Annotated in this window: 19 protein-coding genes and 1 pseudogene; 10 read left to right on the top strand and 10 right to left on the bottom strand. The window is 63.6% G+C overall.

The features are described from left to right. On the bottom strand, positions 1–1,550 hold a 1,550-nt coding region (locus Q7T45_RS17610; RefSeq protein WP_304872270.1), incomplete at its 3' end, for a thiamine pyrophosphate-binding protein. A 218-nt stretch (positions 1,551–1,768) separates the two neighbouring features. Between Q7T45_RS17610 and Q7T45_RS17605 the strand changes: the two genes are divergently transcribed. The 7 genes from Q7T45_RS17605 to Q7T45_RS17575 all read left to right on the top strand — a co-directional run bounded on the left by Q7T45_RS17605 (position 1,769) and on the right by Q7T45_RS17575 (position 12,354). Then, positions 1,769–2,662 carry an IclR family transcriptional regulator gene (locus Q7T45_RS17605; protein WP_370691301.1) on the top strand — a complete coding sequence of 298 codons (894 nt, stop codon included), beginning with the start codon at positions 1,769–1,771 and terminating at the stop codon, positions 2,660–2,662. A 147-nt stretch (positions 2,663–2,809) separates the two neighbouring features. Next, positions 2,810–4,048: an ABC transporter substrate-binding protein gene (locus Q7T45_RS17600; RefSeq protein WP_304872266.1), complete on the top strand. Its 1,239-nt coding sequence runs from the start codon at positions 2,810–2,812 to the stop codon at positions 4,046–4,048. Between the two features lie 105 nt (positions 4,049–4,153). Continuing rightward, complete coding sequence (locus Q7T45_RS17595) at positions 4,154–5,029, top strand: branched-chain amino acid ABC transporter permease (protein ID WP_304872265.1); 876 nt, start codon at positions 4,154–4,156, stop codon at positions 5,027–5,029. Next, the gene (locus Q7T45_RS17590; RefSeq protein WP_304872264.1) at positions 5,026–7,566 is read left to right on the top strand and encodes a branched-chain amino acid ABC transporter ATP-binding protein/permease; all 2,541 of its coding nucleotides are present in this window, start codon (positions 5,026–5,028) and stop codon (positions 7,564–7,566) included. Before Q7T45_RS17595 ends, Q7T45_RS17590 begins: the two co-directional genes overlap by 4 nt. 123 nt (positions 7,567–7,689) lie before the next feature. Beyond that, positions 7,690–8,646: a sugar ABC transporter substrate-binding protein gene (locus Q7T45_RS17585; RefSeq protein ID WP_304872263.1), complete on the top strand. Its 957-nt coding sequence runs from the start codon at positions 7,690–7,692 to the stop codon at positions 8,644–8,646. Positions 8,647–9,143: 497 nt separating this feature from the next. Beyond that, complete coding sequence (locus Q7T45_RS17580) at positions 9,144–10,205, top strand: ketopantoate reductase family protein (RefSeq protein WP_304872262.1); 1,062 nt, start codon at positions 9,144–9,146, stop codon at positions 10,203–10,205. Positions 10,206–10,485: 280 nt separating this feature from the next. After that, entirely contained in the window at positions 10,486–12,354 is a 1,869-nt protein-coding gene (locus Q7T45_RS17575) for a caspase family protein (RefSeq protein ID WP_304872261.1), read from the top strand. 176 nt (positions 12,355–12,530) lie between these two features. On the opposite strand, the gene Q7T45_RS17570 is transcribed toward Q7T45_RS17575, so the two are convergent. The 8 genes and pseudogenes from Q7T45_RS17570 to Q7T45_RS17535 all read right to left on the bottom strand — a co-directional run bounded on the left by Q7T45_RS17570 (position 12,531) and on the right by Q7T45_RS17535 (position 20,369). Further along, the gene (locus tag Q7T45_RS17570; RefSeq protein WP_304872260.1) at positions 12,531–13,301 is read right to left on the bottom strand and encodes an ABC transporter ATP-binding protein; all 771 of its coding nucleotides are present in this window, start codon (positions 13,299–13,301) and stop codon (positions 12,531–12,533) included. Beyond that, on the bottom strand, positions 13,298–14,110 hold the full coding sequence (locus Q7T45_RS17565; RefSeq protein ID WP_304872259.1) for an ABC transporter permease: 813 nt from the start codon (positions 14,108–14,110) through the stop codon (positions 13,298–13,300). The genes Q7T45_RS17570 and Q7T45_RS17565 overlap by 4 nt, the downstream gene beginning before the upstream one ends. Further along, positions 14,107–15,078, bottom strand: a complete 972-nt coding sequence (locus Q7T45_RS17560; RefSeq protein ID WP_304872257.1) for an ABC transporter substrate-binding protein — start codon at positions 15,076–15,078, stop codon at positions 14,107–14,109. The genes Q7T45_RS17565 and Q7T45_RS17560 overlap by 4 nt, the downstream gene beginning before the upstream one ends. Before the next feature lie 36 nt (positions 15,079–15,114). Further along, on the bottom strand, positions 15,115–15,579 hold the full coding sequence (locus tag Q7T45_RS17555) for a carbon monoxide dehydrogenase subunit G (protein ID WP_304872254.1): 465 nt from the start codon (positions 15,577–15,579) through the stop codon (positions 15,115–15,117). A gap of 12 nt (positions 15,580–15,591) precedes the next feature. Next, the gene (locus tag Q7T45_RS17550) at positions 15,592–16,569 is read right to left on the bottom strand and encodes an amidohydrolase family protein (RefSeq protein ID WP_304872253.1); all 978 of its coding nucleotides are present in this window, start codon (positions 16,567–16,569) and stop codon (positions 15,592–15,594) included. A gap of 235 nt (positions 16,570–16,804) precedes the next feature. After that, positions 16,805–18,970: pseudogene (locus Q7T45_RS17545) on the bottom strand (xanthine dehydrogenase family protein molybdopterin-binding subunit); the annotation flags it as partial. Beyond that, positions 18,967–19,488, bottom strand: a complete 522-nt coding sequence (locus tag Q7T45_RS17540; protein WP_304872252.1) for a (2Fe-2S)-binding protein — start codon at positions 19,486–19,488, stop codon at positions 18,967–18,969. The pseudogene Q7T45_RS17545 and the gene Q7T45_RS17540, both read right to left, overlap by 4 nt. Then, positions 19,485–20,369: a xanthine dehydrogenase family protein subunit M gene (locus Q7T45_RS17535; RefSeq protein WP_304872249.1), complete on the bottom strand. Its 885-nt coding sequence runs from the start codon at positions 20,367–20,369 to the stop codon at positions 19,485–19,487. Before Q7T45_RS17535 ends, Q7T45_RS17540 begins: the two co-directional genes overlap by 4 nt. Before the next feature lie 420 nt (positions 20,370–20,789). Between Q7T45_RS17535 and Q7T45_RS17530 the strand changes: the two genes are divergently transcribed. From Q7T45_RS17530 to hemE, 3 genes are all read left to right on the top strand, one after another. Further along, positions 20,790–22,160 carry a PLP-dependent aminotransferase family protein gene (locus Q7T45_RS17530; RefSeq protein ID WP_304872247.1) on the top strand — a complete coding sequence of 457 codons (1,371 nt, stop codon included), beginning with the start codon at positions 20,790–20,792 and terminating at the stop codon, positions 22,158–22,160. 263 nt (positions 22,161–22,423) lie between these two features. After that, positions 22,424–24,277, top strand: a complete 1,854-nt coding sequence (locus Q7T45_RS17525) for an alpha/beta hydrolase (protein WP_304872273.1) — start codon at positions 22,424–22,426, stop codon at positions 24,275–24,277. Between the two features lie 182 nt (positions 24,278–24,459). Next, positions 24,460–25,431: a uroporphyrinogen decarboxylase gene (hemE, locus tag Q7T45_RS17520; protein WP_370691305.1), complete on the top strand. Its 972-nt coding sequence runs from the start codon at positions 24,460–24,462 to the stop codon at positions 25,429–25,431. A 165-nt stretch (positions 25,432–25,596) separates the two neighbouring features. Here the strand turns inward: hemE and hemC are convergent, their stop codons facing one another. Further along, complete coding sequence (gene hemC / locus Q7T45_RS17515) at positions 25,597–26,565, bottom strand: hydroxymethylbilane synthase (protein ID WP_370691303.1); 969 nt, start codon at positions 26,563–26,565, stop codon at positions 25,597–25,599. Between the last annotated feature and the right edge of the window lie 157 nt (positions 26,566–26,722).

The following is a 26,722-nucleotide window of genomic DNA, read 5'->3' as shown; positions in this document are numbered from 1 at the left end:
TCATGGAAGTCGGTGGCGAGTTCGCGGCCGCCGAGATAGCCGCGCTGCAGGCCCCGGATCGAGGCATAGGCGTAGTTGTTCCAGACCACCCAGACCACGGGCAGATTATATTCGACCGCCGTCCCCAGCACGTTGGCGTGCATGAAGAATGCACCGTCGCCGCACACCGACACGCAGGGCCGGTCGGGAGCCGCGAACTTCGCCCCCATGACGCCGGCCACCCCAAATCCCATCGGGCCAAAGCCCATCGAACCAATCAGCGAGTCCGGTCGCTTCGGCTTGCAGAAGCTCAGCAGCCAATTGTGGTGGACACCGATGTCAGAGACCAGGATCGCATTCTCCGGCAGCGCCTTGTCGATTTCGAGCGCGGCGCGCTGCGGATTGATCGGCGTGGTGTCGTCGGAGAATCCCGGCGCAACGAACTTGTCCCACTCCTGGCGATAGGTGTCGATCTGCGCCAGCCACTTCTTGCGGGCATCGGCGCGCTTCGTCAGATCGGCGCGGCGGTCGAGTTCGGCATGGATCTGTCGCAGGAACGTACGCACATCGGCCATCAGACCGAGCGCGACCGGATAGTTGCGGCCGATTTCGTCGGGATCGATATCGACATGGATCAGCCTGGTCGGCGGAATATTGAAGGAATAGCCCGGGATCCACGAACTCGAAGTGCGGTCGTCGAAGCGCATCCCCATCGCCAGCAGCACGTCGGCCTGGCGCGTCGCATGATTGGCCTGGTAATGGCCCGCGCGTGCGACGAGGCCGAGCGCCAGCGGATGATTGCAGTCGATGGCGCCAAGCCCCGAGGCTGACGCCGCCACCGGAATTTGCAGGCGCTCGGCAAGCTTGAGCAATTCGTCGGCCGCGCCGCCGTAGCGGACGCCCTGCCCGACGATCATCACCGGCCGCTCGGCGCCGAGCAGCATGTCGACCGCTTTCACCACGCCTTCCGGGTCGGCGCCGCAGCGGCTAGAGATATTGCCGTTCCAGGCTTCCGCGTTCGGCGCCTCCTCGGCGGCCGACTCCATGAACACATCGAAGGGAACGTCGAGCACGACCGGGCCCGGACGGCCGGTGGTCATGGTCTTCCAGGCCTGCCGGATCGCCAGCGGCACCATCTCGCCGCGCGTCGGCTGGAACACCTTCTTGCAGTAGGATCGCACGGTGGAGGGAAAGTCGGCCTGATAATGCCGATACAATTCCTGAAACGCGCCGCGATTGAACTGGCTGGTCGGCACGTTGCCGGTCACCGCCAGGAACGGGACCGAGTCGAGAAAGGCGTTGCCGAGCGAGATCGGCAGGTTCGCCGAGCCCGGGCCGCAGGAAGTGAAGGTGGCGGTCGGCCGCCCGGAAACGCGGTAATAGACGTCGGCCATGAAGCCGGCGACGCTCTCGTGATGCACCGAGATGGTCTTGAGTTCGTCGGCACGCTCGTACAGCGCGTCGATGAACTGAATATTGCCGTGGCCGCACAGGCCGAACACCTGCGGAACTTTCTCCTGGATCAGATAGTCGACGATAACCTGGGCACCATTGAGCGTATTACCCGCCATTGCATTACTCTCCTGCTCGCTCAACGATATCGCGGCCCAAGCGAATGGGAGCCGCCTCCGACACGTCAGTCCGGCGCGCGAAACCTATTTCCCATAATACTGTACGTCAATTGATATTGTGGTATGCTTGAGATCGACGCCGTACGCGCGGCCAGGGCGCTGTTCAGTCGTTCCGATCGCCTGATAGAGTGCGGCATCGTCGCGGGGAGATGAGATTCGTGGCAGCGCGTACCAGACAAAAGACCGTTGAGAAGCAAGCCGCTCCGCGCAAGACCGCGATCGCGAAGCTGGTGCAGCCTCCGCAGGCCGACATCGACGACGACGCCGACGACCGGCAGCGGGTCGGCGTTCAATCGCTCGGTCGCGCCTTCGCGATTCTCGAAGAAGTGGCGCGTCACCGTGACGGTATCGGGCTGGCCGACCTCTCCAAGCTGGTCGGCCTGCACAATTCCACTACGTTCCATCTGGCCAAGACCATGGTGTCGCTGGGCTATCTGCGCCAGGAGAAGGACTCCAAGCGCTACCGCATCGGCCGGCCGCTGTTTGCGCTGGCGGCCAGTGCGCTCGACGAAATCGAGATGGTGAATGTCGCCACTCCGGTGCTCGAGGATTTGTCGCGCGAAACCAGCGAAAGTGCCCATTTTGCAGTGCGAATGGGCGATGCGGTGGTGGTGATCGCCCGCACCAGCGGCCCCGGCGCGTTTCAACTGACCGACCGCGTCGGCGTGGTGCGGCCGGCGCATTGCACCGCGCTTGGCAAGATCATTCTCGCCTCGCTGCGTCCCGAGCAGTTGAAGCGGTTTCTCGAACGCGTCGACCTGAAACCATCGACCGAAAAATCGATCACCGACAGTGCGGCGCTGATGAAGGAGATCGCCGAGATCAAGCACAGCGGCATCGCCTTCGATGACGCCGAGTTCAATCCGGAAGTGCGCTGCATCGCCGTGCCGGTGATGGATTTCACCGGCCAGACCGTTGGAGCGCTTGGGATATCCGGCCCGATCTGGCGCCTTTCCATCCAGGCGTTGCAGAACCACGCCAGGACGATTCGGGCTGCGGCCAATCGTCTGTCTGCCGAATTTGGCGCCAAGGACACCGCGAAATCCTCCTGACGGCGAAGCCGGCGCCCGCTTTTGGCGTTGACAGGAACCTCCGCGTCCGAAAATATCATCCAACATTAGAAAAACGTCTCTCACATTCTCGCATACGCCGGAATGAAGGGGGACATCGCGGAAACGCCCTTTGGGAGGAGACCAACGATGACCCGCTACAGCCGACGAACATTGTTGAAAGGAAGCGCCGCCTTTGCCGGCGCTGCCGCGATCGGATTTCCGGCGATCAGCTATGGCCAGTCCGAAAAGATCAAGATCGGCCATCTGACGCCGCTGACCGGCTTTCTCGGCGCGCTCGGCGCCTATGCGCAGCTCGGCATCCGCATGGCCGAGGAGGAAATCAACCAGGCCGGCGGCGTCATGGGCCGGCAGCTCGACATCACCTCGGAAGATTCGGTCAATCCCGCCACCGCCGCGACCAAGGCACAGCGCATGCTGGATCAGGACGGCGCGCTCGTCTTGATGGGCGAAATCAATTCCGCCTCGGCGCTCACGATCATGCAGGTCGCCGAACGCAACAAGAAGCTGTTCATGCAGATCGGCGCGCGCTCCGACGCGCTGCGCGGCAAGAACTGCAACAAGTACACCTTCCACGTCGACATCCCCTCCACCGTCATGGTCAACGCGGTCGGCAAGGCGCTGGTGCGCGACAACATGATGAAGGACAAGAAGTTCTACACGCTGACCGCCGACTACATCTTCGGCCACGATCTCGGCCGCGCGGCGAAAGCGTTCTTCAGCGCCAACGGCGGCAACCTGATCGGCGACGAACTGGTCGCCACCGACGTCACTGACTTCAGCCCGTACCTCTTGAAAATCCGCCAGGCCAAGCCGGACATCGTCTGCTCCAACCTCGCCGGCAACCAGGTCACCAACCTGATCAAGCAATATGCCGAATTCGGCCTGCCCTACCCGATCGTCGGCTTCAACCTCAACACCGCCGACGCCTGGGCGGCGGGCGACGGCAATCTGAGCGGCACCTGGCCGACGGTCTGGTACCACACCTCGGAAGTGCCGAGCTCGAAGACCTTCGTGACCAACTTCACCAAGAAGTACGGCAAGCCGCCGGAGAACCATGCCTGGATCGAATATGTCTCGCTGAAGATGATGGCGCAGGCCATGAACGAGACCAAGTCGACCGACACCACCAAGCTGATTGGCTACTTCGAGAAGGAAACCCAGTTCGATATCCTGAAGGCGCGCAAGGCGCATTTCCGGTCGTGGGATCATCAGCTGATGCAGGAGGCCTACCCCTTCACCGTCAAGGCCAAGGGCCAGGCCAAGGACAAGTGGGACATGCTGGTGCTCGGCGGGGCGATCCCCGCAGCGAACGAATCGCTGGAATCCATCGCCCTCACCAAAGAGCAGAACCCCTGCTCGATGTAATCGTTGCGTAGTTTCACCCGGCGCAGCGCCCATCAGGCGCGCGCCGGGTGACACGCTTATCGGCGTCTTTTCACCGCCGCCACCTTGTGTCTTCCGGGATCGAGAATGCAGTTCGGGTTCTTGCTGGAACAGGTGGTGAATGGCCTCGTGCTCGGGGGCTACTATCTCCTCATCGCGCTCGGCCTGTCGCTGATCTTCAGCGTCGGCGGCGTGGTCAATCTGGCGCATGGCGCTTTCTACGCGCTCGGCGCCTATGCCTCGGTCGAGATCACCAGATATCTCGGCTTCGGCCCGGCCATGGTGTTGTCGCCGATCGCGGTCGGCATGCTCGGCATTCTGTTCGAGCGATTCATCCTGCGCCGGTTCTATAGCGCCGATCCGATCCTGAGCCTGCTGGTGACCTTCGGGCTCGCCATGGTCGCGGAGCAGGCGATCCGCATCGTCTGGGGCGCGGCGCCGCTGTCGGCGTCGATCCCCCAGGTGTTTCGTGGCTCGGTCATCGTCGGCGATTTCCTGTTCTCGCGCTACCGGCTGCTGATCCTGGCCGTGGTCGCGCTGGTGTTGCTTGCGATCTGGCTGTTGCTGCACAAGACCTCGTTCGGCCGCGTCGTGCGCGCCGGCATCCAGCGGCCGGACATGGTCGCCGCCCTCGGCATCCGGCTGCAGCCCTACATGACCGCCATCGTCATGCTCGGCGTCGGCATGGCCGCGATGGGCGGCGCTTTCTTCGCACCGATCACCATCGTGCATCCGGCGATGGGGGCCGAGATCATCACTGTCGCCTTTGTCGTCGTGGTGATCGGCGGCCTCGGGAGTTTCTGGGGCGTCGTGATCGCCGCCATGCTGGTCGGCGTCGTCAGGGGCATCACCATCCATTTCGTTCCCGCCGCCGGCGAAGCCTCGATCTACGTCCTGATGTTCCTGATCCTGCTGGTACGCCCGCGCGGCCTGCTCGGCGAGCGTATCGAGAAGTTCGAATGAAAACCGCCCCGCATCTGGTAAAATACCGGCCATTGCTATTGGCAGCCCTTGCACTGGTCGCACTGCCGTTCGGCTTGCAGGCGCTCGGGCTGTCGCTCAACACCGGCATCATGGTGGTGGCGCTGGCGATTGCGGCGATGGGCCTCAATCTCTGCGTCGGCTACACCGGGCTGGTGTCGTTCGGTCACGGCACCTGGTTCGGCATCGGCGCCTATGCCGCGGGATTGATGCAGCTCAACTGGTTTCGCGGCGATGTCTGGCTGCCGCTGCTGCTGTCGATGGTATTCGTCGCGGTCGCCTCGACCATCGTCGGCATCGTCATCCTGCGCCGCCGCGGCGTCTACTTCTCGCTGCTGACGCTGGCGCTGGCCGCACTCAGCTACACGATCGCGTTCCGCTGGAGCAACGTCACCGGCGGCGAGGATGGCCTCGGCGGCCTGAAACGCGGCAGCATCGGGCCCTTCAATCTCGACAATGCGCTGACCTACTACACCGTCGTCGCGCTGATCGGGCTCGCCGTGCTCTACGTGCTGCTGCGCATCGTGCGCTCACCGTTCGGCCATGTGCTGGTGGCGATCCGCGAGAACCAGCTGCGCGCCACGTTCCAGGGCTATCCGGTGGAGCGCTACAAGCTCGGCGTGTTCGTGATCTCGGCCGTGGTGACCGGGCTCGCCGGCGCGCTGACCGGGTTCCAGAATTATCTGGTTTCGGCCGAAGCGGTGTCGGTACCCTTCTCCGGCGAGTTGCTGGCGATCGTCGTGATCGGCGGCATGCGCAACATGCTGGGGCCGGCGCTCGGCGCGCTGTTCTTCATCCTGTTCCGCGAGCTGTTTTCGATCTGGACGCCGAACTGGCTGCTCTGGTTCGGACTGATCTTCGTCGCCTTCGTGCTGTATTCGCCGGGCGGGCTGGTCGGGATCTGGGCCACGCTGAGCCGGCGCTGGTGGCCCGCTCCGGAAGAAGCCGCCGCGATGTCGAGGCGCAAGATCTACGAAGGCCTGCCGCTGCCGGAATTCTTGCGGCCGGAGGGCCTCAAGGGCACCGTGCTGGAGGTTACGGGCATCTCCAAGCATTTCGGCGGCATCCGCGCCGTTCACAACGCCAGCCTCGAGGTCGGCGCCGGCCAGATTCATGCCCTGATCGGTCCCAACGGCGCCGGCAAGACCACGCTGTTCAACCTGATTTCCGGACTCTACACCGCAGAACACGGCACCATCCGCCTCGATGGCCAGCCAATTCACGGCGTGCCTGCCGAGTTGATCTGCCACCGCGGGCTGGCGCGCTCGTTTCAGATCACCAATTTGTTCAAGGAGCTCACGATCTACGAGAACCTGCGGCTCTCGCTGCAGGCGCAACGCGCCATGCGCTTCAACATCTGGCGCGATATCGACAGCTACCCGGAAGTTCACGCCGAGACCGCCGAACTCGTCAAATTCCTTGGCCTCGAAGGCATCGAGGAGATCCAGGGTGGTGAGCTGTCCTATGGCGGACAGCGGCTGGTCGACCTCGGCATTGCGCTCGGCTCCAAGCCGAAGGTGCTGCTGCTCGACGAACCCTTGGCGGGGCTGGCCGCCGCCGAGCGCGAACGGGTCTCCAACCTGATCAAGAACGTGGCCGCCAACATTCCGGTCCTGATCGTCGAGCACGACATCGATCGCGTGCTCGGCTTCTCGCAAGTAGTCACCGTGATGAACCAGGGCGAAGTGCTGATGACCGGCACGCCTGAGGCGGTGCGCAGCGACCGCCGCGTGCAGCAGATCTATACGGGAACCGGCATTCCCGAAGTCGAGCACAGCCGCAGCGATGCGGCTCGCGAGGACGCGGCACAAGTGCTGCGCTTCGAGGGCGTCAATACGTTCTATGGCAAGAGCCACATCCTGCACGATGCCACGCTCGATGTTCGCGAAGGCGAGATCGTGGCGCTGCTCGGGCGCAACGGCGCCGGCAAATCCACGCTGTTGAAGACGATCGCCGGGCTCGTGCCGCTGGCGTCCGGAACCATGCAGTATGAGGGCCGCGATATCGCCGGAACCTCCGCGCCGGATATCGCGCGCGCCGGCATCGGTTACGTGCCGCAGGGCCGCGGCCTGTTCGCGGGCATGACGGTGCGGGAAAATCTCTCGCTCGGCCGTCTCGCGCGCAAGACCGACGGCAGCCACGGCGTGGTGTGGAGCGAGGAGCAGATCCTCGATTATTTCCCGCGGCTGAGGGAGCGGCTCGATGTCGCGGCGGATTACCTCTCCGGCGGCGAACAACAGATGGTGGCGGTGGCGCGCGCGATGTCGGGCAACGTCAAGCTGCTGCTGCTGGATGAGCCGTTCGAGGGGCTGGCGCCGACCGTGATCCTCGAACTGTTCAAGGTGTTTGATCTGTTGCGCCGGCACACTTCGATCGTGATCGTCGAACATAATCTCGATCTGGTGCTGGCGCTGGCCGACCGCGTCTTCGCGCTGGAGCGCGGTACGGTGTTCCACCAGGGGCCAGCGACGCCGCTGCTGACCGACCTGGAGTACCGCAAGAAGATTCTGTGGCTGTGAATAGTTCGTCATTGCGAGCGGAGCGAAGCAATCCATAGCAACAATGAGAGGGAAGCTGGATTGCTTCGCTCTGCTCGCAATGACGGGATTGGGTTCCTGAGCAAAACTCCAAGGGAGGCTGCGATGCGATATCTTGTTGCGACCATGCTGGTCGGTTCGATCACCTTGTTCGCTGGTCACGCCCGGGCGGCGGACGGCATGACCATCGCCGTCTTCACCAAGAACTCGACCAACCCGGCCTATGAGGCGTTCCGCATCGCCGCCGACCAGGTCGCAAGGACGGCGGGCGCGCGCGTCGTGCATCTGGTTCCGAAAAAGCCCGACAATGTCGAGGAGCAGAAGGCGATGGTGGAGCAGGCCCTGAACGACAAACCGGATGCCGTGATCTTCATCCCGGTCGATGACGTCGCCATGATCGACTCTGTGAAGAAGCTGAACGAGGCGAAGATACCCATCATCCTGGTCTCCAACCCCCTTCCCGGAAAATTCGTCACCTATGTCGGCGCCGACGATTTTGAGATTGGATACCGGGAGGCGAAATATCTGTTCGAACATCTCGGCGGCAAAGGCAAAATCGTCGTCATCGAGGGCACACCAGCCGCGCCGACCAACCGCGAGCGCGTGCGCGGGTACCAGCGCGCCTTCGCCGAATTTCCCGGTATCCAGGTGCTCGGCTCCGGGGTCGGCAATTACCAGCAGCCCGACGCCAAGCGCGTGATGGCGAAATTTCTGGGTGAGCATCCCCAGATCGACGCCGCGCTCTCGGCCAATGACGGCATGGCACTCGGCGTGCTGGAGGCGCTGAAGGAAGCCGGCCGCAGCTCGATCGTGATCGGCATCAACGGCATCCTGCCGGCGGTGAAGCAGATCGAGGCCGGCGCGATTCTCGCCACCGTCGATTTCAACATGTTCAAGATCGGCTGCACCGCCACGCGGGCTGCGGTGCGCCATCTCAAGAAGGAACCGCTGCCGGAAAAAGTCATGCTGCCGGCCGAGATCATCGACAAGACCAACTACAAGGCATGGCTGGTGCCGGTGGATCAGCGCGCATGTCCGGAGTGGAGTGAGGTGGTGAGGTAGCTGCCGATCGCAAGGCACGCTCGCTGAACACCCACAACTGTCGTCCTCCGCGAAAGCGGGGGACCCAGTACGCCGCGGCTTCTCGGTTCTATCGCTGGCGTCTCTGGAATACTGGGCGCCCGGTCTGCGCCGGGCGATTACAGCGGTGTTTGTGCGAACGGTGTACGCTCATTCCTCAGATTCAAAATTTCGAACAGCACGAAGATACACGCCCGCATTCTCGCGGCGCGATGCGCCCGAGGCTTGCTTCAGCTTCACTCCTCTTGAGAAAGAAGGGCGCAGGGAAAGCCGGGCGCCGATTGCACCCACGGTCGTGCACACAAGGCGCACGAGTGGACCACAGGTAAACCGGATCATTCGGCTTTCCCGGCACGATGGTTACGGCTTATAGGTGAGCGCAGAGCATAGCGGCCGTGCAGGCTGCGCCACGGTTCGCCGCTTGTGATGAGCCCCATCGGCGCGCTAGCCTCGGGCAAAGGGAATGCCGGGAGGACAGAATGGGCCGCAAGATAGCGATCGTCGGAGCAGGTGCGGTCGGCGGATATGCCGGCGCCCATATGGTGCAGGCCGGCGAAGACGTCACCTTCATCGATCCATGGCCCGAGCATGTCGAGCACATGCGCAAGCACGGCCTGCGCGTCACCCACGCCAAAGACGTCGCGGAATTCACCGTCCCCGTGCGCGCGCTGCACGTCACCGACGCGCAACAGCTGGCGCGGGAAGCGCCGGTCGACATCGCCTTCATCTGCATGAAATCCTACGACACGGCATGGGCCACCATGCTGATCCAGCAATATCTGGCGCCGGATGGCTACGTGGTGTCGCTGCAGAACTGCATGAATGAAGAAACCATCGCCGGCATCGTCGGCTGGGGCAAGACGCTGGGCTGCATTGCCAGCAGCATCACGGTCAACCTGCCCGAGCCCGGCCACATCCACCGCGGCGCCGGCAAGCACGGGGCAGCCCACACGGTGTTTCGCGCCGGCGAGGTGCACGGCCGTATCACGCCACGGGCGGAGGAAATCTGCCGCCTGGTCGGCACCGCCGACAGCGCCAAGGCGACTTCCAATCTATGGGGCGAACGCTGGTCGAAACTGGTGGCCAACGCCATGGGCAACGGGCTCTCCGCCTGCACCGGTCTGCCCGGCGGCGAGATGCTGCACAACGAGCCGATCCGCCGCTTCTCCACCCGGCTCGGCAGCGAAGCGATCCGCGTCGGCCAGGCGCACGGCTATCAGCTCGAAGAGATCCTGCACCTGGCGCCCGAGACCATCGCGCGTGCCGGCGAAGGCGACGAAGCAGCGATGCGCGCCTGCGACGACCGGCGCTTCGCCGACAGCAAGCATACCGCCGCCGGCCAGCGTCCCTCGATGGGCCAGGACATGGAGAAGGGCCGCCGCACCGAGATCGAATTCCTCAACGGGTTTGTGGTGCGCGAGGGCGAAAAGGCCGGCGTCTCCTGCCACGCCAATGCCGCGCTGACGGATATCGTCAAGCGCGTGGAACGTGGCGAACTGAAGCCGGATCCGCGGCATATCACGGAGCTCAGGTTGAACTGAGCGGGCTTCAGGCAAAGGCGTTCCTTTGAACCTAGTGTAACCAGCGCCTTTGCAGAAATATTCTGGAAAGTCTTGCCCATACGATATCAACATTTCGCCGACCTGCATGGTCGTCGGCATCTCATACGCCGACGCCGGGATGGACCGGCTTCCCCCACGGCGTTAGTCTGCAACACTAGACCGCGCACGACTGTGACTGAGATCACATAGATTAATCTGATTCTAGCGCATTGTGATCGATAGCTCTGAAGCTTGGCTCGTTATCATCTGGGATTTCCTGATGCGCGCCGTGGGGACTATTTTTTTAACAGTTTGGCTGACTTCGCTGTTCGGCCAACCGGCGCTGGCTGAGAAGCGAGTTGCGTTGGTCATCGGCAATTCTGGATACCAAAATGTTGCTCGCCTGACTAATCCTGCGAACGATGCTGCGACAATCGCTGGCACGCTTAAGAAAGCCGGGTTCGATATTGTAAATACCCGGTCCGATCTCAAAGCAGCAGAGATGCGGCGCGCGTTGCGCGATTTTGGCAACAAGACCCACGATGCCGATGTGGCTTTGATCTACTATGCGGGGCACGGAATCGAGTTGGATAATACAAACTACCTAATTCCAGTCGATGCTCGACTCGAAACCGACGTTGACGTTTATGACGAGACCATTTCGCTTGATCGGGTTTTTGTAGCTATTGAGTCCGCCAAAAGACTACGGCTCATCATTCTCGATGCTTGCCGTGACAATCCCTTCTCCAAGATCATGAGACGTTCTGCGGCTTCACGTACGATCGGCCGCGGGCTGGCCAAAGTTGAACCGACAAATCCCAACACGATGATAGCATTTGCGGCGAAAGCGGGGTTCATCGCATTTGATGGCGACGGGACGAACAGTCCCTTTGCGGCAGCGCTTTCGAAGCATTTGGCGACACCGGGGCTCGACCTGCGCAAGGCTTTCGGGTTCGTTCGAGACGACGTGCTGAAAGCGACGGATAACAAGCAGGAGCCATACATTTATGGTTCACTGGGCGGCGACGATGTCCTGCTGGTTCCAGCGAAGGCTGCTGTCTCGACGCCTGGGTCGAATTCGCAGGCTGAAATGCGCCGTGATTATGAATTGGCTCTCCAGATTGGCAGCCGGGCTATCTGGGCTTCCTTTTTGAACCAACATCCTTCGGGATTTTACGCCGATCTTGCCAGGGGGCATCTGGAAAAGATCGCCTCGAAAGAATCGCGCGTCGCTGCTGCCGAGAAGCTTCGGTTGGTGCAGGAGGATAGCGCTCGACTGGCGACAGAGAACGCGAAGCAAGCCGAGCAGACTAAGGCCGCGACGCAAGCCAAAGCGGCCGATGATGCCAGACTCGTCGCCGAGAAAGTCAAGCAGGTCCAACAAGCAAAGGCGGCTGCGGCAGAGCAGGCCCGCTTTGCCGACGAAAAAGCCTCGGCTGAGATGGCTGCGGCGATGAAGGCCGAAGCCGACAAAGCTGTGGAAACCCGTTTAGCTGGAGAGAAGGCCGCCGCTAACAGGTTCAATGAGGAGAAATTGGTAACCGAGAAAGCCACCTCAAGGGAAGCCACGGCTGAAGCCAAGCCTCCGGAGCCCAAGGTGCCCCAACAAGTCGCATCGCTTCCCACCGAGACAGCTTCGGCCGAACGAGAGCTTTCGTCGCGGGAGATTGCTCAATCGATCCACACCGAGTTGCGGCGAGTCGGATGCTTTTCCGGTTCGGTCGATGGCGAATGGAACGCAGCATCGCGACGCTCGCTGGACCTGTTCAACGCGCGTGCCGGCACGAAGCTCGACGGGGAACTCGCCCGTCTCGAGGTTCTGAAGGTGATCAAGGAGAAGCCGGCGCATTTTTGCCGCTTGACCTGCGATCACGGCTTCAAAGCTGACGGTGAACGCTGCGTCACGATGACCTGCGGCGCAGGCTTATTCCTCAACGGGAATAATGAATGTGAAAGAAAGCTCAAGAAGCGGTCAGCCGCGCGGTACCGACCGGAACGCGCCAAGGCCGAAAACGAGCCAGCCAAGCCTAGGACGAGTGAGCCATACTGCAGCATGTCTGCCATGTGCGACCGAACTGAGGGTGCCGAAAAACGCGCGGTTGAGGCTTTCCGCAAAGAGGAATTGCGCCTCGGCCGAGGATCCCGATAAAAGGATGCCACAATCGCTCGTTGCCGTCGCCGACAAGGTGATCGAATGGCTCATTTCCGCTGTCGGCAGTTTTCGGACAGGCGCCATACCTTGCTTGAGTCCGCAATCCGCACCAAAGCGCACATCCGCCAACCCGATGGATTTACGAGTTCTGCTTCGGGTGCCAGCGTCGCCCCTCACACCGCCAGCACCTCGACGATCCGGCTCCTGATGTCCTCGCGTTCCTCCGGGCCGGTGTCGGCATCGAAGCTGACGTCATAGGCGATCATCGCGGGGCGTTTCAGCACCACGATGCGGTCGCCGATCTCGAGGGCTTCGCGAATCGAATGGGTGATGAAGACGGCGGTCTTGCCGTTTTCCTTCACCAGTCTGACGAATTCGGCGCGCAGCCGTCCGGCGGTGGATTCATCGAGCGCCGAGAACGGTTCGTCGCAGAGCAGGATGTTGGCGTTGGTGGCAAAGGCGCGCGCGATCGAGACGCGCTGGCGCATGCCGCCGGACAGCGCGTGCGGATAGTCGTTCTCGTGGCCGCCGAGCCCGAGTTTGGTCAGCCACAGCTGCGCGGTCGCGCGGCGCTCGGCGACCGGTACCTCCAGCATCTCGAGCCCGAGTTCGACGTTCTGGATCGCGGTGCGCCATGGCAGCAGACGGTCGTTCTGGAACACGATCGCCATCTTGCCGCGAAAGGAATCGAACTCGGCGAAGGGATCGCGGCCGTCGACCCGCACCGTGCCGCTGCTCGGCGCGGTCAGGCCCGCGATCATGTTGAAGATGGTCGACTTGCCGCAGCCGGTCTTGCCGAGCAACGCCAGCATCTGCCCCGGGCGGACGTCCAGATTGAGACCGTCCACGGCGCGGAACGCGGCGTCGGTGCCGATCTTGCCGAACACCTTCGAGACATCGACGAGGTGAATGGCGGCTTCGGCCGGCGTGACATTGTCCTTCATATCGCCCGCTCCGACACCGCGCGATAGCGAAACGCGATGTTTTCGATCAGCGTCAAGGAGCCCTGCACGATCAGCACGAAGAACACCAGCTGCAACGTCCAGGCCAGCGCGCCGGCCATGTCGAACAGCTGCTGCTGCAGCAGCAATTGATAGCCGACGCCGCCGGTGGCGCCGACCAGTTCGGCGACCACGACCACGCGCGAGGCGTTGCCGAGATTGACTTTCCAGGCGGTAAGAATGTCCGGCAGGATCGCGGGCAGGATCATCACCCGGAACAGTTTTGCCCGAGAGGGCCGGAAGCTGAACACCATTTCCATCAGATCGCGCGACATGCCGCGCAGTGCGCCCAGCACCTGGAAGGTGAAGGCTGGCAGCGTCGTCAGCACCATGATGAAGAGAATGCGAAACTCCACGCCGTGAAACCAGATGATGGCGAACACCACCCAGGACAAGGCCGGGATGCCCTGGAACAGCGTCAGGATCGGCGACAGGAACTTGTCGACGGCGCGGGAGCGCACCATCAGCAGCGCCAGCGCGGCGCCGATGACGAAGGAGCCGGCGAGCCCCGCCATGATGCGATAGATCGTGACCGCCACATCCTTGAACATCGATCCGTCGGCAAAAATCTCCAGGCAGCGCCAGAACACGTCGATCAGCGATGGAAACAGAAACCGCGGAAAGAACAGCGAGGCGAATTGCCAGAGCGCAATCACCACGATGAAAGGCAGTACCGACTCCCACAGCCGCTTCGCCGCCGCGGACAGCATGGTGGGCGGCGTCGATCCGGCCTGGGAGGCGGTTTCGCTCATTTGCCCGGCGCCTGGTAGATCGTCGCGGGAGAAGGATCCGACGGGAAATGCGCAATCGCCTTGCCGGCCTGATAGACCGAATTGATTTCCTTGCGCACGTCGGAGGCCCACTGCACGTTCATGCCGAGCCGGTCATTGGCGCGAATGAGTTCGGCGATCGCCTTGTGGTCGTCGGGCGTGCCCTTGGGAAGGATCAACTTCGCCGCGTCATCGGGGTGAGCCGTGACCCATACGGAAGCTTCCTTGTAGGCGGCGTACAGCTTTTCGACCAGCTTCGGGTTCTTCTCCGCCCAGTCGATATGCGCGGCGACGCCGAGATAGGGAATGTTGCGGCTGCCGGTGAATTTCTTCCAGCTGTCGGCGATCGCAAGGTCGATGGTCCGCATCTCCGGCTTCTTCGACAGCAGCGTAGTATAGGCGGGCTCCCAGAGCTGCACCGCCGTGGCGCGATCGGCCAGCGCGTAGCCGATCAGGCCGGGGGTCGCGGTATTGACCACCTGGAATTTCGAGGTATCGGCGCCGAGCTGGCGGGCGAACCAGTCGAACATCACCCAGTTGGTGGTGCCCTTGGCCGCGGCGACGTCCTTGCCTTCGAGATCCCTGAGCGTCTTGATCTCGGGCCGCGCGGTGACGACCGCGCCCCAGAAGTCGAACAGGTTGAACAAATACGTCACCTTGACGCCGCGGATATCGGCAAGGCCGACGGTCATCAGCGACGCGCTGCCGCCGAGCTTGAATTCGCCGGAATTGAATTGCGCGGTGTAGGCGTCGGGCGTGCGCTCCTCGAACTTGATGGCAAGGCCATGCTTCTCGTCGAGCTTCTGCGCCTTGATCACGGGCGGCAGGAACGCGCCGAGCGAAGGCGGGCTGAACACGACGATCGAGAGCGGCTCGGGCGCTTGCGCCAGAGCCGGCGTGCTCAACAACAATGCCGAAATGCAGGCTACACCAAAACGAACTCTATTCATGGCTATCCTCCCAAAAGCTTTTTTCGTTAAACGCAGTTATGCAGCGCCCTCGGCCGGTGTCTCCACTTCTTTGCGAAGTGCGACAAAGAACCGCCCGACCAGGTGCTTCGAGACGCTGCTCAAAATCCGCTGGCCGACGCCGGCCACCAGGCCGCCGATCTCGCCATTGCCCTGAAAGGTCAGCCGGGAGGTATCGGGTCCTTCCGGCGCGATCTCGAACCGCGCGCTGCCATTGCCATGGCCCAGCGTGCCGGCGCCGGACACCTTGATGCTGCAGGTTTTGGGCGGCGTCTTGTCCGCCAGCGAAATCTCGCCCTCGAACGAACCGCCGACCGCGGCGACGCGGAGCTGCAGCTCGACCTTGTAGGCATCGGGCGCGATCTCGGTCATGGTCTTGCAGCCAGGAATGCAGCGCGTCAGCACGGCGGGATCGTTGAGCGCCTTCCACAGCGCTTCGACCGGTACCCCTATGGTTTCGACACCGCCGATATCGAGCTTCATGGCGAGCGCCCCTTACAGCCCGAACAGCCGCTGCGCCAAACCGCCATTGATGGCGGCGCGCTCGGCATCGGAGAACCGGGTCTCGGCGACGATTTTGGTCGGCGCGAGATCGCCGATCGGGAACGGCATGTCCGACCCCATCATGATCCGTTCGGCCCCGACGATGTCGGCGAGGTAGCGCAACGTACGGGGATCCTGCACGATGGTGTCGTAATACATAGCGGCCAGCGCCGCGTCGGGATCGCCGAGTTTTTCCTTGTCGAGCGAATAGTTGCGGCGCAGCCGGCCGATCACGTAAGGCAGCGCCGCGCCGCCGATGCCGGCGACGATCCTGGCATTGGCGTAGCGGGTGACATGGCCGGCATAGATCAGCCGCGACATCGCGATCAGCGTATCGGTGATGCGTCCGACCGCATTGGCCATGCCGTAATCATGGACGCGATCGTCGCCGCTCTCGAACACCGGATGGATGAAGACGATCGAGCCCAATTCATTGGCGGCTTCCCAGAACGGTGTCAGCGCGGGATCGTCGAGCACGCCGCCTTTGCCTTTCGGTTGGGTCCCGATCATCGTGCCTTTAAAGCCCGCGGCATGCGCCTCGCGCAGCACTTCGGCGGCGCGCGCGCCGTCCTGCAGCGGCACGGTGGCGAGCGGCACGAAGCGCGGTTCGCGCATCGCGGTCTGCGCCAGATGGGTATTGATCAGGCGCGACCAGACCGCGCCCTCCGCCGCCGGCACTTCGTAGGCGAACATATCGAGCCAGCCGCCGACCACCTGACGCTCGATTTTCTGTTCGTCCATCCATTTCAGGCGGGCGGGCAGATCGCTCAGCGGTTTCGACACCGGCCGGGTCGGCTTGCCGCCGGCGAAGGAGAATCCGAGGCTGCCGCCTTCCTCGATCAGGCGGATCGACGGGAATTGCGCGGCCTGCGAGCGGATCGATTCCAGCAGGCTCGGCGGCACCAGATGGGCGTGGCAGTCGATGATCATTTGGCTTGCTCTTGCGGTTTGCCTTGTTGCGCGTCGGCGATGGCATCGCCGATGCGGAAATGCGGATGGGCAGCTTGTTGAAGGAAATGCCGAGCGGACTGACGCAGTCATTGACCGCGGCCGAGATCGCCGCGGGCGCGCCAAGATAGCCGCTTTCGCCCGAACCCTTTTGGCCGAACACCGTGAACGGCGACGGCGTGCAGTGGTGCACGATCTCGACCTCCGGCACCTCGTGCGCGGACGGCAGCAGATAATCCATGAAACTCTGGGTCATCAGGTGGCCTTCGTCGTCATAGACGAACTCCTCCAGCAGCGCGGCGCCGAGACCATGCGCGAGGCCGCCCAGCGTCATGCCCTTGACGATGTGCGGGTTGATCACGGTGCCGCAGTCATGCCCGATCACGTAACGCCGGATCTCGGGCTTGCCGAGGGCGGGATCGATCGCCATCAGCACCACGTGAAACTCGAAGGAATGGCACGGATACATCTGCACCCGCCCGTCCTTCGGCAGCGTGCCACCGGTCGGCACCTGCATCACATGCGTGCTTTCGAGCCCGGGCTCCATGCCCTCGGGAAGCATGTGATACTGGCGATGCGCTATCGTGACGAGGTCGATCCAGGCAAGCTGCTTGTCGTTACTTGCGACGCTGCCATTGGCGTAGGCGGCCTTGTCATCGGCCACGCCGAACTGATGCGCGCCGATCCGTGTCAGCTTCGTCTTCAGCTTCTGCGCGGCATGAAACGCCGCGCCGCCGAGCATGATGGCCATGCGGCTGCCGACCGGCGAGTTGGACGGCAGGCACGCCAGCGAATCCGGCCGGATCACCCGGATCAGGTCGGGATCGATCTGCAGGACTTCGCCGACCACCGTCGACACCAGGGTCTCGTGGCCCTGCCCCGACGAGGTGTTGTGGATGGTCACCGTGACGAATCCGAGCGCGTCGACAACGATGCGGCAGGAATCCATCCAGGTCGTGGTGGTGTTCTTTTCGTTCAGCAGCGGCTCGAACGATGAATTGGCGCCTGACGGCTCCAGACACGCCGCGATGCCGATGCCGGCCAGCAGGCCGGAGGCACGCAGGCGGTCGCGCTCCTTCTCCATCGATGCGAAATCGATATGCGCGAACACCTTGTCGACCACGGTGTGGTAGTCGCCGCTGTCATAGGTGCTGCCGCTCGGGATCAGGTAAGGAAACTGGTCCTTGCGGATGAAGTTGCGGCGGCGCACCTCGATACGCGCGAGGCCGGTGGCGGCGGCGACCTTGTCGATCGCGGTCTCGATCGCGTAGTTGGTCGGCGCCTGGCCGAAGCCACGCACTGCTTCCTGCACGGCCTTGTTCGAGGTCACCGACTGCGCGCGGTACTGCACGCTTTCGATCTGGTAAGGACCGACGATGGCGCCGATCGGTTTGCCGAGCTGGAACGGGGCGCGGCCGGCATAGGCGCCGGCATTGTCCAGCGCGCGGATCTTCATCGACCTGACGATGCCGTCGTCGTTGAAGGCGACGTCGACGTCGAAAATGCGCTCCGGGCCGTGCGCGTCGCCGCCGCGCATGTTTTCCAGCCGGTCCTCGATCAGCCGCACCGGACGGCCGAGCCGCCGCGCCAGATGCGCCACCAGCACGGTCTGCTTGATGCCGCGCTTGACGCCGTAGCTGCCGCCGACGTCGACATCCTGATGGACGCGGACGTTATTGGCGGGGATCCGCAAGGCGCGCGCGATTTGATCAGGGTATTTCGGCATCTGGATCGACGCCCACACATCCAGCATGTCGCGCCACGGATCCCAGGAGGCGGCCACGCCAAAAGTCTCGATCGGAACGGTGGAGCTGCGTCCCCAGGTGACGCGGAACGACAGTTTTCGAGGGCTCGCGGCAAAATGTTTTTCGACCTCGCCCCACACGAAAGTGCGGTCGAGCAGCACGTTGGAGCCGTGGGCCGGATGTACCGGCGGGCTGTCCGGCTTCAGCGCTTCTGCCGCAGTCATTACGAATGGCAACGGCTCATAAATAACGCGAACCTTTTCGGTGGCGTCCTCGGCGAGCGCACGGCTTTCCGCGACCACGGCCACCACCCATTCGCCGGCATAGCGGGTCTGTCCGACGGCGAGCGGATGACGCCGGACGTTCGGCGTATCCAGCCCGTTCATCAGCGGATCGGTCGCCGCCGCAAGCTCATCGCCTGTCAGCACGTAATGCACGCCCGGCATCGCCAGCGCCGCCGAGACATCGATCGAGACGATGCGCGCGGCCGGATGCTGCGACGGCAGGATCGCCACATGCAGCAGGCCTTCGAGCGCGACATCGGCGACGAAGTGGCCTTGGCCTGCAACGAAGCGGCGATCCTCGCGGACGCGGCGGTTGGTCGAGACAAAGCGGAAGGCGGCGGGATCGGCGCTCATTTCGCCTCCACGATTGGCTTTTCCGCCAATGCCGCCGGGCGCGGCGTATTGGCGACGCGCAGGCGGTCGGCGGCAAACTGCACCGCCTCGATGATTTGCCCGTAGCCGGTGCAGCGGCAAATATTGCCGGAGATCGCCTCGGCAATGTCTTCGCGGGTCGGCGTCAGCGTGTTCTGCAACAAGGCATGCGCGGCCAGGATCATGCCCGGCGTGCAGTAACCACACTGCAGGCCATGGGTTTCGCAGAAGGCATCCTGGATCACGCTGAGTTCGCCCGGCGCCGGCGCCAGGCCCTCGATGGTGGTGATCTCGTAGCCGTCGGCCTGCACCGCGAACATCAGGCAGGACCGCACCGGCTCGCCATCGACCAGCACCGTGCAGGCGCCGCAGACGCCATGCTCGCAGCCGGCATGGGTGCCGTTGAGCAGAAAATTCTCGCGCAGCACGTCGAGCAGCGTCTTGCGCGGCTCGACCTCGGCGGAACGATTGATGCCATTGATGCGCAGATCGACTTTCATCGCGCGCCCTTCCTTTGCGTAGCAGCGGCGTTGTCGCGCGCCGCTTCGAGGGCGCGAATGCCAAGCGTGACCGCGACACGGCGGCGATAGGCGGCGCTGGCGTGCAAGTCGCTCATCGCGTCGATGTCGCCGGATGCGGCGTTGATCGCGCCGGATATCGATGCGGCATCCAGTCTGGTGCCATTGAGCTGGGATACATCGAGCCGCAACGGCCGGTCGCCGACGCCGCCGACGCCGAGCGCGACTTCAAGGCAGTGACCGTCGTCATCGAGCGCGACCTGTGCGGCGGCCGCAACGAAGGCAAAATCCGACTTGCGCGCGCTGATCTCGAAAAAGCCCGTACCGATGCGCTTATGCGGCCAGACTGGAAAGCGGATCGCGCGCACGCACTCGCCCTGCCCGATCGTCGTCAGCATCGGCCCGATGAAGAAGTCATCCGATGACATCGATGCCGGGCCATCGGGAGTAGCCAGCAGGATCTCGGCGCCGAGCGTGACGGCAACCAGCGGAATCTCGGCCGACGGATCGGCATTGGCGATCGAGCCGCCGACAGTGCCGCGGTTGCGGGTCGGCGGATGTCCGACCCATGGCAGCACCCGGGCCAGCATCGGCACCGAGGCGCGGATCACGGGATCGCGCTCGGCTATCGCCTGGCGCGTGGTGGCGCCGACGATGACCGCGCCGTCTTCCTCGCGGATCCCCGCAAGCTCCGGCAGGCGCAAAATATCGATCAGTTTTGCGGGACGCGCCAGCCGCATCGCCAGCATCGGCACCAGCGTCTGTCCGCCGGCGATAACCCGCGCATCCTCGTCGCCGGCCAGCAGCGCACAGGCTTCGGCGAGCGTCTCCGGCCTGACATAATCGAAGGGTGCGGGCTTCATCCGCTAGCCCCGCGGCAGGCCGGCGATCGCCGGCAACGAGAGCATCGCATTTCCGGTACAGGCTTTTGCGGCCTCGGGGATCCGGATTGGACCGTTCAACACGCGCTCCCATTGTTGCGGACAGCTTGTGCGAAGCGCTGCCTTGGCTCGAACGATAGAAGCCACGGCCGGAAATTGTCAAACCCAAACTGAGGCAATCGACGAATTATGTGTGATTGAGTTGGTGCAATTTGACAAATGAACAATCACTGAAGGTCTTGGAGAAAATCTCAATATAACAATGCCATAACTGTACCAAACCCGGCTGCAACGACTGGATTGGGCCGAAAATGGCCATCAGCCTGTATCAAATATTGCAACAATCCTTCAATTGTACTACTCATCGAATGACTCGCAACGACGTCCCGCGGATAACGAGACATGACCGACTGGGTACCCAGCCTCGCCTCGCTCCCCGGGCCACGCTATCTCGCCTTCGTTGCCGCACTCGAGGCCGATATCGGCGCCGGCCGGGTCAAGCCCGGCATGCGGCTATTGCCGCAGCGTGACATGGCGCAGCGGCTCGATCTCAGCGTCGGGACCATTTCAAAGGCCTATGCGGAAGCCGAACAGCGCGGATTGATATCAGGCGAAGTCGGGCGCGGCACCTTCGTGCAGCGGCGGCGGCCGGAAGCGCGCGGCCCCGGCGCGTCGGAGGCGACGATCAACCTGGCGCTGAATGTCCCGCCCTATACCGGCGAGGACGACGTCATTGCATCCGTGCTGTCGGACATCGTCGCCGACGGCGAGTTGTCGAACCTGCTCGGTTATTTGCCGCACCAGGGTCTACCAAGGCATCGCGAGGCGATGGCGACCTGGCTGACTTCGCTCGGCGTCACCACGGATGCCGACCAGCTCTTCATCACCCATGGCGGGCAGCATGCGCTGTCGATCGCGCTCGGCATGGTCGCAGCATCCAGCGACACCGTGCTGACCGAGAGCTACACCTATTCCGGCATGCTGGCGCTGTCGGCGCAGTCGGGCTATCGGCTGCACGGCGTCGCCACCGACGCGCACGGGCTGATCCCGGAAAATCTCGATCGCGCATTCACCGAAACGCGCGCGCGCGTGCTCTATTGCATGCCGACGCTGCAGACCCCTACGGGATCGGTGATGCCGCTGTCGCGCCGGCAGGAGATCGCCGGGATCGTGCGCCGGCACGACGCCTGGCTACTGGAGGATGACGCCTACGGATATCTGCTGTCACCGCCGCTCCCCCCGATCTCGCGGCTGATTCCCGAACGCAGTTTCTACATCGTCAGTTTCGCCAAATGCCTGGCGCCGGGCCTGCGCATCGCCGCGATGATCGCGCCGGAAGCGTTTCGCGATCGCGCCATCAACGCGTTGCGCGCCACCGGCTGGATGGCGGTGCCCGTGATGGCCGAAGTGGTGGCGCGACTGATCCACAATGGCGGGCTGGCACGGCAGGCCAGGCTGAAGCGCGACAAGGCCGCGGTGCGTGACGCCATCGCCCGGCGAGTGCTTGGGGAATGGCTGCCGGCCACCAACAATGTTCCGGGCTTTCATCTCTGGCTGCCGCTGCCTGCAGGCCGCACACTGGCGGCGCTGATCGCGCAGGCCGCCCAGGCCGGCATCACGCTGGCCCCACCCGGCGCGTTGCGCCGCATGGAGAACGAAAGCCTCGGCGTGCGGCTCTGTCTCGGGGCACCCGCCACCGAAGCCGACCTCGAGCGCGCGCTGATCGAAATCCGGCGCATTCTCGAGATGGCCGAAGCGATCTCGTTCGTCTGAACGACGGCGGCGTCAGCAACTTGATCCAGGTCAACAGTTATTGACCAGCTCTGGATACACGGTTTTCATCAGCGGTTTCTGCGCGCGGTGCCGCGGCTTTCGTGACACTTTTGTGATGAGGCAGGAATGCGGGACCGCGGCCGACGTCGATATCTCTTGCGTGCGTGACTGCTTCGGCTCAAACGAAAGTCTCTTCGCGCAGGTCCCCGACTGCGACTCGTTCATCGGGTGAACGCAGACGCCCACAGCTTTGGAAAAGGGTTATGTCCAGAAAGAGTTTGGTATTTCCTTCGACGAAGACGGAACTGGCTCCGTCCTTGCAGGCTCCGTCCGTGCAGGCTCCGTCAGTGCAGACTCGATCAGTATCGTTGCCGCCGGCCGAGGAAAGCGTCGGCAGCGAAGCCTTCCGCGCCATCGACCGGATGCGCGAAGCGCTTACCGCGCAGTCGACCGGAGGAATTTCTCCGGCGTCGCTGGCCCTCGCCTTCTTTGACTGGTCCATTCATCTTGCGTCGGCTCCCGGGAAACGCCTGGAATTGATCGACAAGGCGTCACGGAAAGCGGCTCGTCTGATGGCTCACTGCACAGCTGCAGCACGCAATCCCGATGCGCCGCCGTGCATCGAGCCGTTGCCGGGCGACTACCGGTTTCGCGCCGAGGGATGGCACAAGCAACCCTACAATTTCCTGGCTCAAGCCTTCCTGCTCAATCAGCAATGGTGGCACAACGTCACCCGCGAAGTGCCCGGCGTCGCGCCGCACCATGAAGAGGTGGTGTCGTTCGCCGCGCGTCAGTTCCTCGACATGTTCTCGCCGTCGAACTTCCCGTTCACCAACCCCGAAGTGATCGAGAAGACCGTCGAGACCGGCGGGGCCAACCTCATCCGCGGGTTCCAGAACTGGGTGGAGGACGCCAGCCGGCTGATCAGCAGGCAGCCACCGATGGGCACCGAGAATTTCAGGGCCGGCAAAGAGGTCGCCGTCACGCCCGGAAAGGTCGTTTACCGGAACCACCTGATCGAACTGATTCAATATGCGCCATCGACGGAGACGGTCATGGCCGAGCCGGTGCTGATCGTGCCGGCCTGGATCATGAAGTACTACATTCTCGATCTGTCGCCGCAGAACTCGCTCGTCCGCTATCTGGTCGGACGGGGCCACACCGTCTTCTGCATCTCCTGGCGCAATCCAGGCGCCGAAGATCGCGAGCTTACCCTGGACGACTACCGGCGTTCCGGCGTCATGGCCGCGCTCGAGGCCGTCAGCGCCATCGTTCCCGGGCGCAAGGTCCATGCGACGGGGTATTGCCTTGGCGGAACGCTGCTATCGATCGCGTCCGCCGCCATGGCCCGCGCCGGCGACGACCGCCTGGCGACCGTCACTCTGCTCGCAGCCCAGACCGACTTCACCAAACCCGGTGAGCTCGCCCTCTTCATCGACCACAGCCAGATGCATTTTCTGGAGAGCATGATGTGGAACAAGGGCTATCTCTCCGCCGACCAGATGGCAGGCTCCTTCGAGCTTCTGCGCACCAACGACCTGATCTGGTCGCGGCTCGTGCACGAATACATGATGGGCGAGCGGATGCCGATGACCGATCTGATGGCGTGGAACGCCGACTCCACCCGCATGCCCTACAAGATGCATGCGGAGTATCTGCAGCGGCTCTATCTCGACAACGAGCTCGCGGCGGGCAGCTTCATGGTCGACGGACGAACGGCCGCACTCCAGAACATCCGCGCGCCGATGTTCGTCGTCGGAACCGAGCGCGATCATGTCGCGCCATGGCGGTCGGTCTACAAGATTCACTATCTCACCGATACCGACGTCACCTTCGTGCTCACGAGCGGCGGACACAACGCCGGCATCGTCAGCGAGCCCGGCCACCCGCATCGGCATTTTCGCATCGCTTTCAAGCGTAACGCCGATACCTGTCTCGACCCGGACGAGTGGGCTGCGGCGGCCGGGTCGAAAGACGGATCATGGTGGGTGGATTGGGCGCAATGGCTCGCCAGCCATTCCGCGCCGGAACGCGTGTCGCCGCCTGCCATGGGCGCCCGCGAAAAAGGTTATGCGCCGATCGAGGATGCTCCAGGCACCTACGTCTTCCAGCGGTGATGCCGATGGATTTGGGAGGTCAATCGTCCGCCCGGTGACCGTGGCCAAGACCGCGACGGCAGTGTATCAGGAGCGGCCATTACAGCTGTCGAACCACGGAACCACGCTTGACCCAGATCCCTGCCACAAAACGCTTTGTCGAAGTTCTTTCGGGCCGCAGGCAGCCGGTTCCGCCGCTCTGGATGATGCGGCAGGCCGGCCGTTACCTGCCCGAGTATCGCGAACTGCGCGCCAAGGCCGGCGGCTTTCTCGACCTGTGCTTCACGCCGGAGTATGCCGCGGAGGTGACGCTGCAGCCGATCCGCCGCTTCAGCTTCGACGCCGCCATCATCTTCTCGGATATTCTGGTGATCCCTTACGCGCTCGGCCGTTCGGTGCGGTTCGAAGTCGGCGAAGGGCCGCGGCTCGACCCCATGGACACACCGGACAAGGTCGGCACGCTGGCCTCGAAGGGCGACTTCTCCAGGTTGGAGCCGGTCTATGAGGCATTGCGCCGCGTGCGCCGCGAGCTCGATCCCAAAATCGCGCTGATCGGCTTCTGCGGCGCGCCGTGGACGGTCGCGACCTACATGGTGGCCGGACAGGGCACGCCCGACCAGGCGCCGGCACGGATGATGGCCTATCGCCACCCCGAGGCGTTTTCAAAGATCATCGACGTGCTGGTCGAGAACTCGATCCATTATCTGCTGGGACAGCTCAAGGCCGGCGCCGACGTGCTGCAGATTTTCGACACCTGGGCCGGCGTGCTACCGCCGCGCGAATTCCAGCGCTGGTCGGTGGAGCCGACCCGGCGGATCGTCGAAGGCGTCCGCCGGCAGGCGCCGGATGCGAAGATCATCGGCTTCCCCCGCGGCGCCGGTGCGCAGCTGCCGGGCTATGTCGAGGCCACCGGCGTCGATGGCGTCAGCATCGACTGGGCGGCCGAGCCGTCGCTGATCCGCGAGCGCGTGCAGAGCAAGGTCGCCGTGCAAGGCAATCTCGATCCGCTGGTGCTGATCGCCGGTGGCGAGGCGCTGGACCGCGCGGTCGACGACGTGCTGGCGAATTTTGCCGGCGGTCGCTTCATCTTCAACCTCGGCCACGGCATCCAGCCGGAAACCCCGATCGCGCATGTCGAGCAGATGGTGCAGCGGGTGCGGGCTTACAGGGGGTGAGGCGAAGCGCCTTCTTCCTTCTCCCCTTGTGGGAGAAGGTGGCGCGAAGCGCCGGATGAGGGGTTCTATCCGCTGGCGCAGTGCTCGTTGAGGCAACCCCTCACCCGTCTGCGATGCTTCGCATCGCAGCCACCCTCTCCCACAAGGGGGGAGGGGAAGAAAAACTCACACCGGCCGGCTGCGCTCGATGATCTCGGCCGCGCCCTTGTGCAGCAGTTCGAGCCCGACCGCGCGGCCCAACTCCCGCGGGCGATCGGCCGGGCCTTCGCGCGTGACTTCGATGAAGTGCCCGCCGGCTTCGTCCAGCACCGAGGCGGTCAGCGTCATCTGCACGCCGTCGATTTCGGAATAGCCCGCGATCGGCGAGTTGCAGTGACCGTTGAGCACCCACAACACCTCGCGCTCGGCGTCGCAACTCAGATGCGCCCAGGGATCGTCGATCAAGGACAGATAGCCCCGGGTCTGCCAGTCGCCGGCGGCGCATTCCACCGCGACGATGCCCTGCCCTGCCGCCGGCAGCATTTCGCGCGGCGAGAATTCATGGGCGATCCGGTTCGAAAGACCGACGCGCTCCAGTCCGGAGCGCGCCATGATCAAGGCGTCGGCCGGACCGACCTCGCCGCCGCCGGGCAGCCGCTGCAGCTCGCGGTTGTCGAGCTTGCGCACACGGGTGTCGGCGGCGCCGCGAAAGTGAATCACCTCGATTTCCGGTAACAGCCGCCGCGCATAGGCGGCGCGGCGCACCGCATTGGTGCCGATCCGAAAACCCTTGCCGCCAGAGCGCCTGATCTCCTCGAATGAAACGCCGGGCCGCAGCACCAGCGCATCGGTCGGCGGATCGCGCGCGAGTGTCGCGCCGATCACCAACCCCGGCGTGTCCTCGTTGCCCGGCATGTCCTTGAGCGAATGCATCGCGGCGTGCAGTTTGCCCGCGCGTATGGCGGCGCGGATTTCGGCGACGAAGGCGCCGCCCTTGCCGCCATGCATCAGCAGCTTGCTGGTCTGGTCGGTATCGCCGACGGTTTCGAACTTGACGATTTCGACCTCGAGCCCGGGCGCCGCGGCCCGCAGCCGCCGGGCAATTTCCTCGGTTTGGGCCAGCGCCATGGTGCTCTTGCGCGTGCCTATCCGCATTGAAACTGCCACCAGAGGCTCCATTCGATCATTGCGCGCGCAAGGCTTCGGCGCTGCCCCCTTCTATCCGCAAATCCCCGAGGTCACAAATCCGGATCCGTAGCCCGGATGGAGCCAAACGGGCCGGTGCCAACGGGTCGCGCGAATGCGCGCCCGA

This window comes from Bradyrhizobium sp., assembly GCF_030646015.1.
In the GTDB taxonomy this organism is placed as follows: Bacteria; Pseudomonadota; Alphaproteobacteria; order Rhizobiales; family Xanthobacteraceae; genus Bradyrhizobium.
This window is presented reverse-complemented; position numbering and strand designations above follow the sequence as displayed.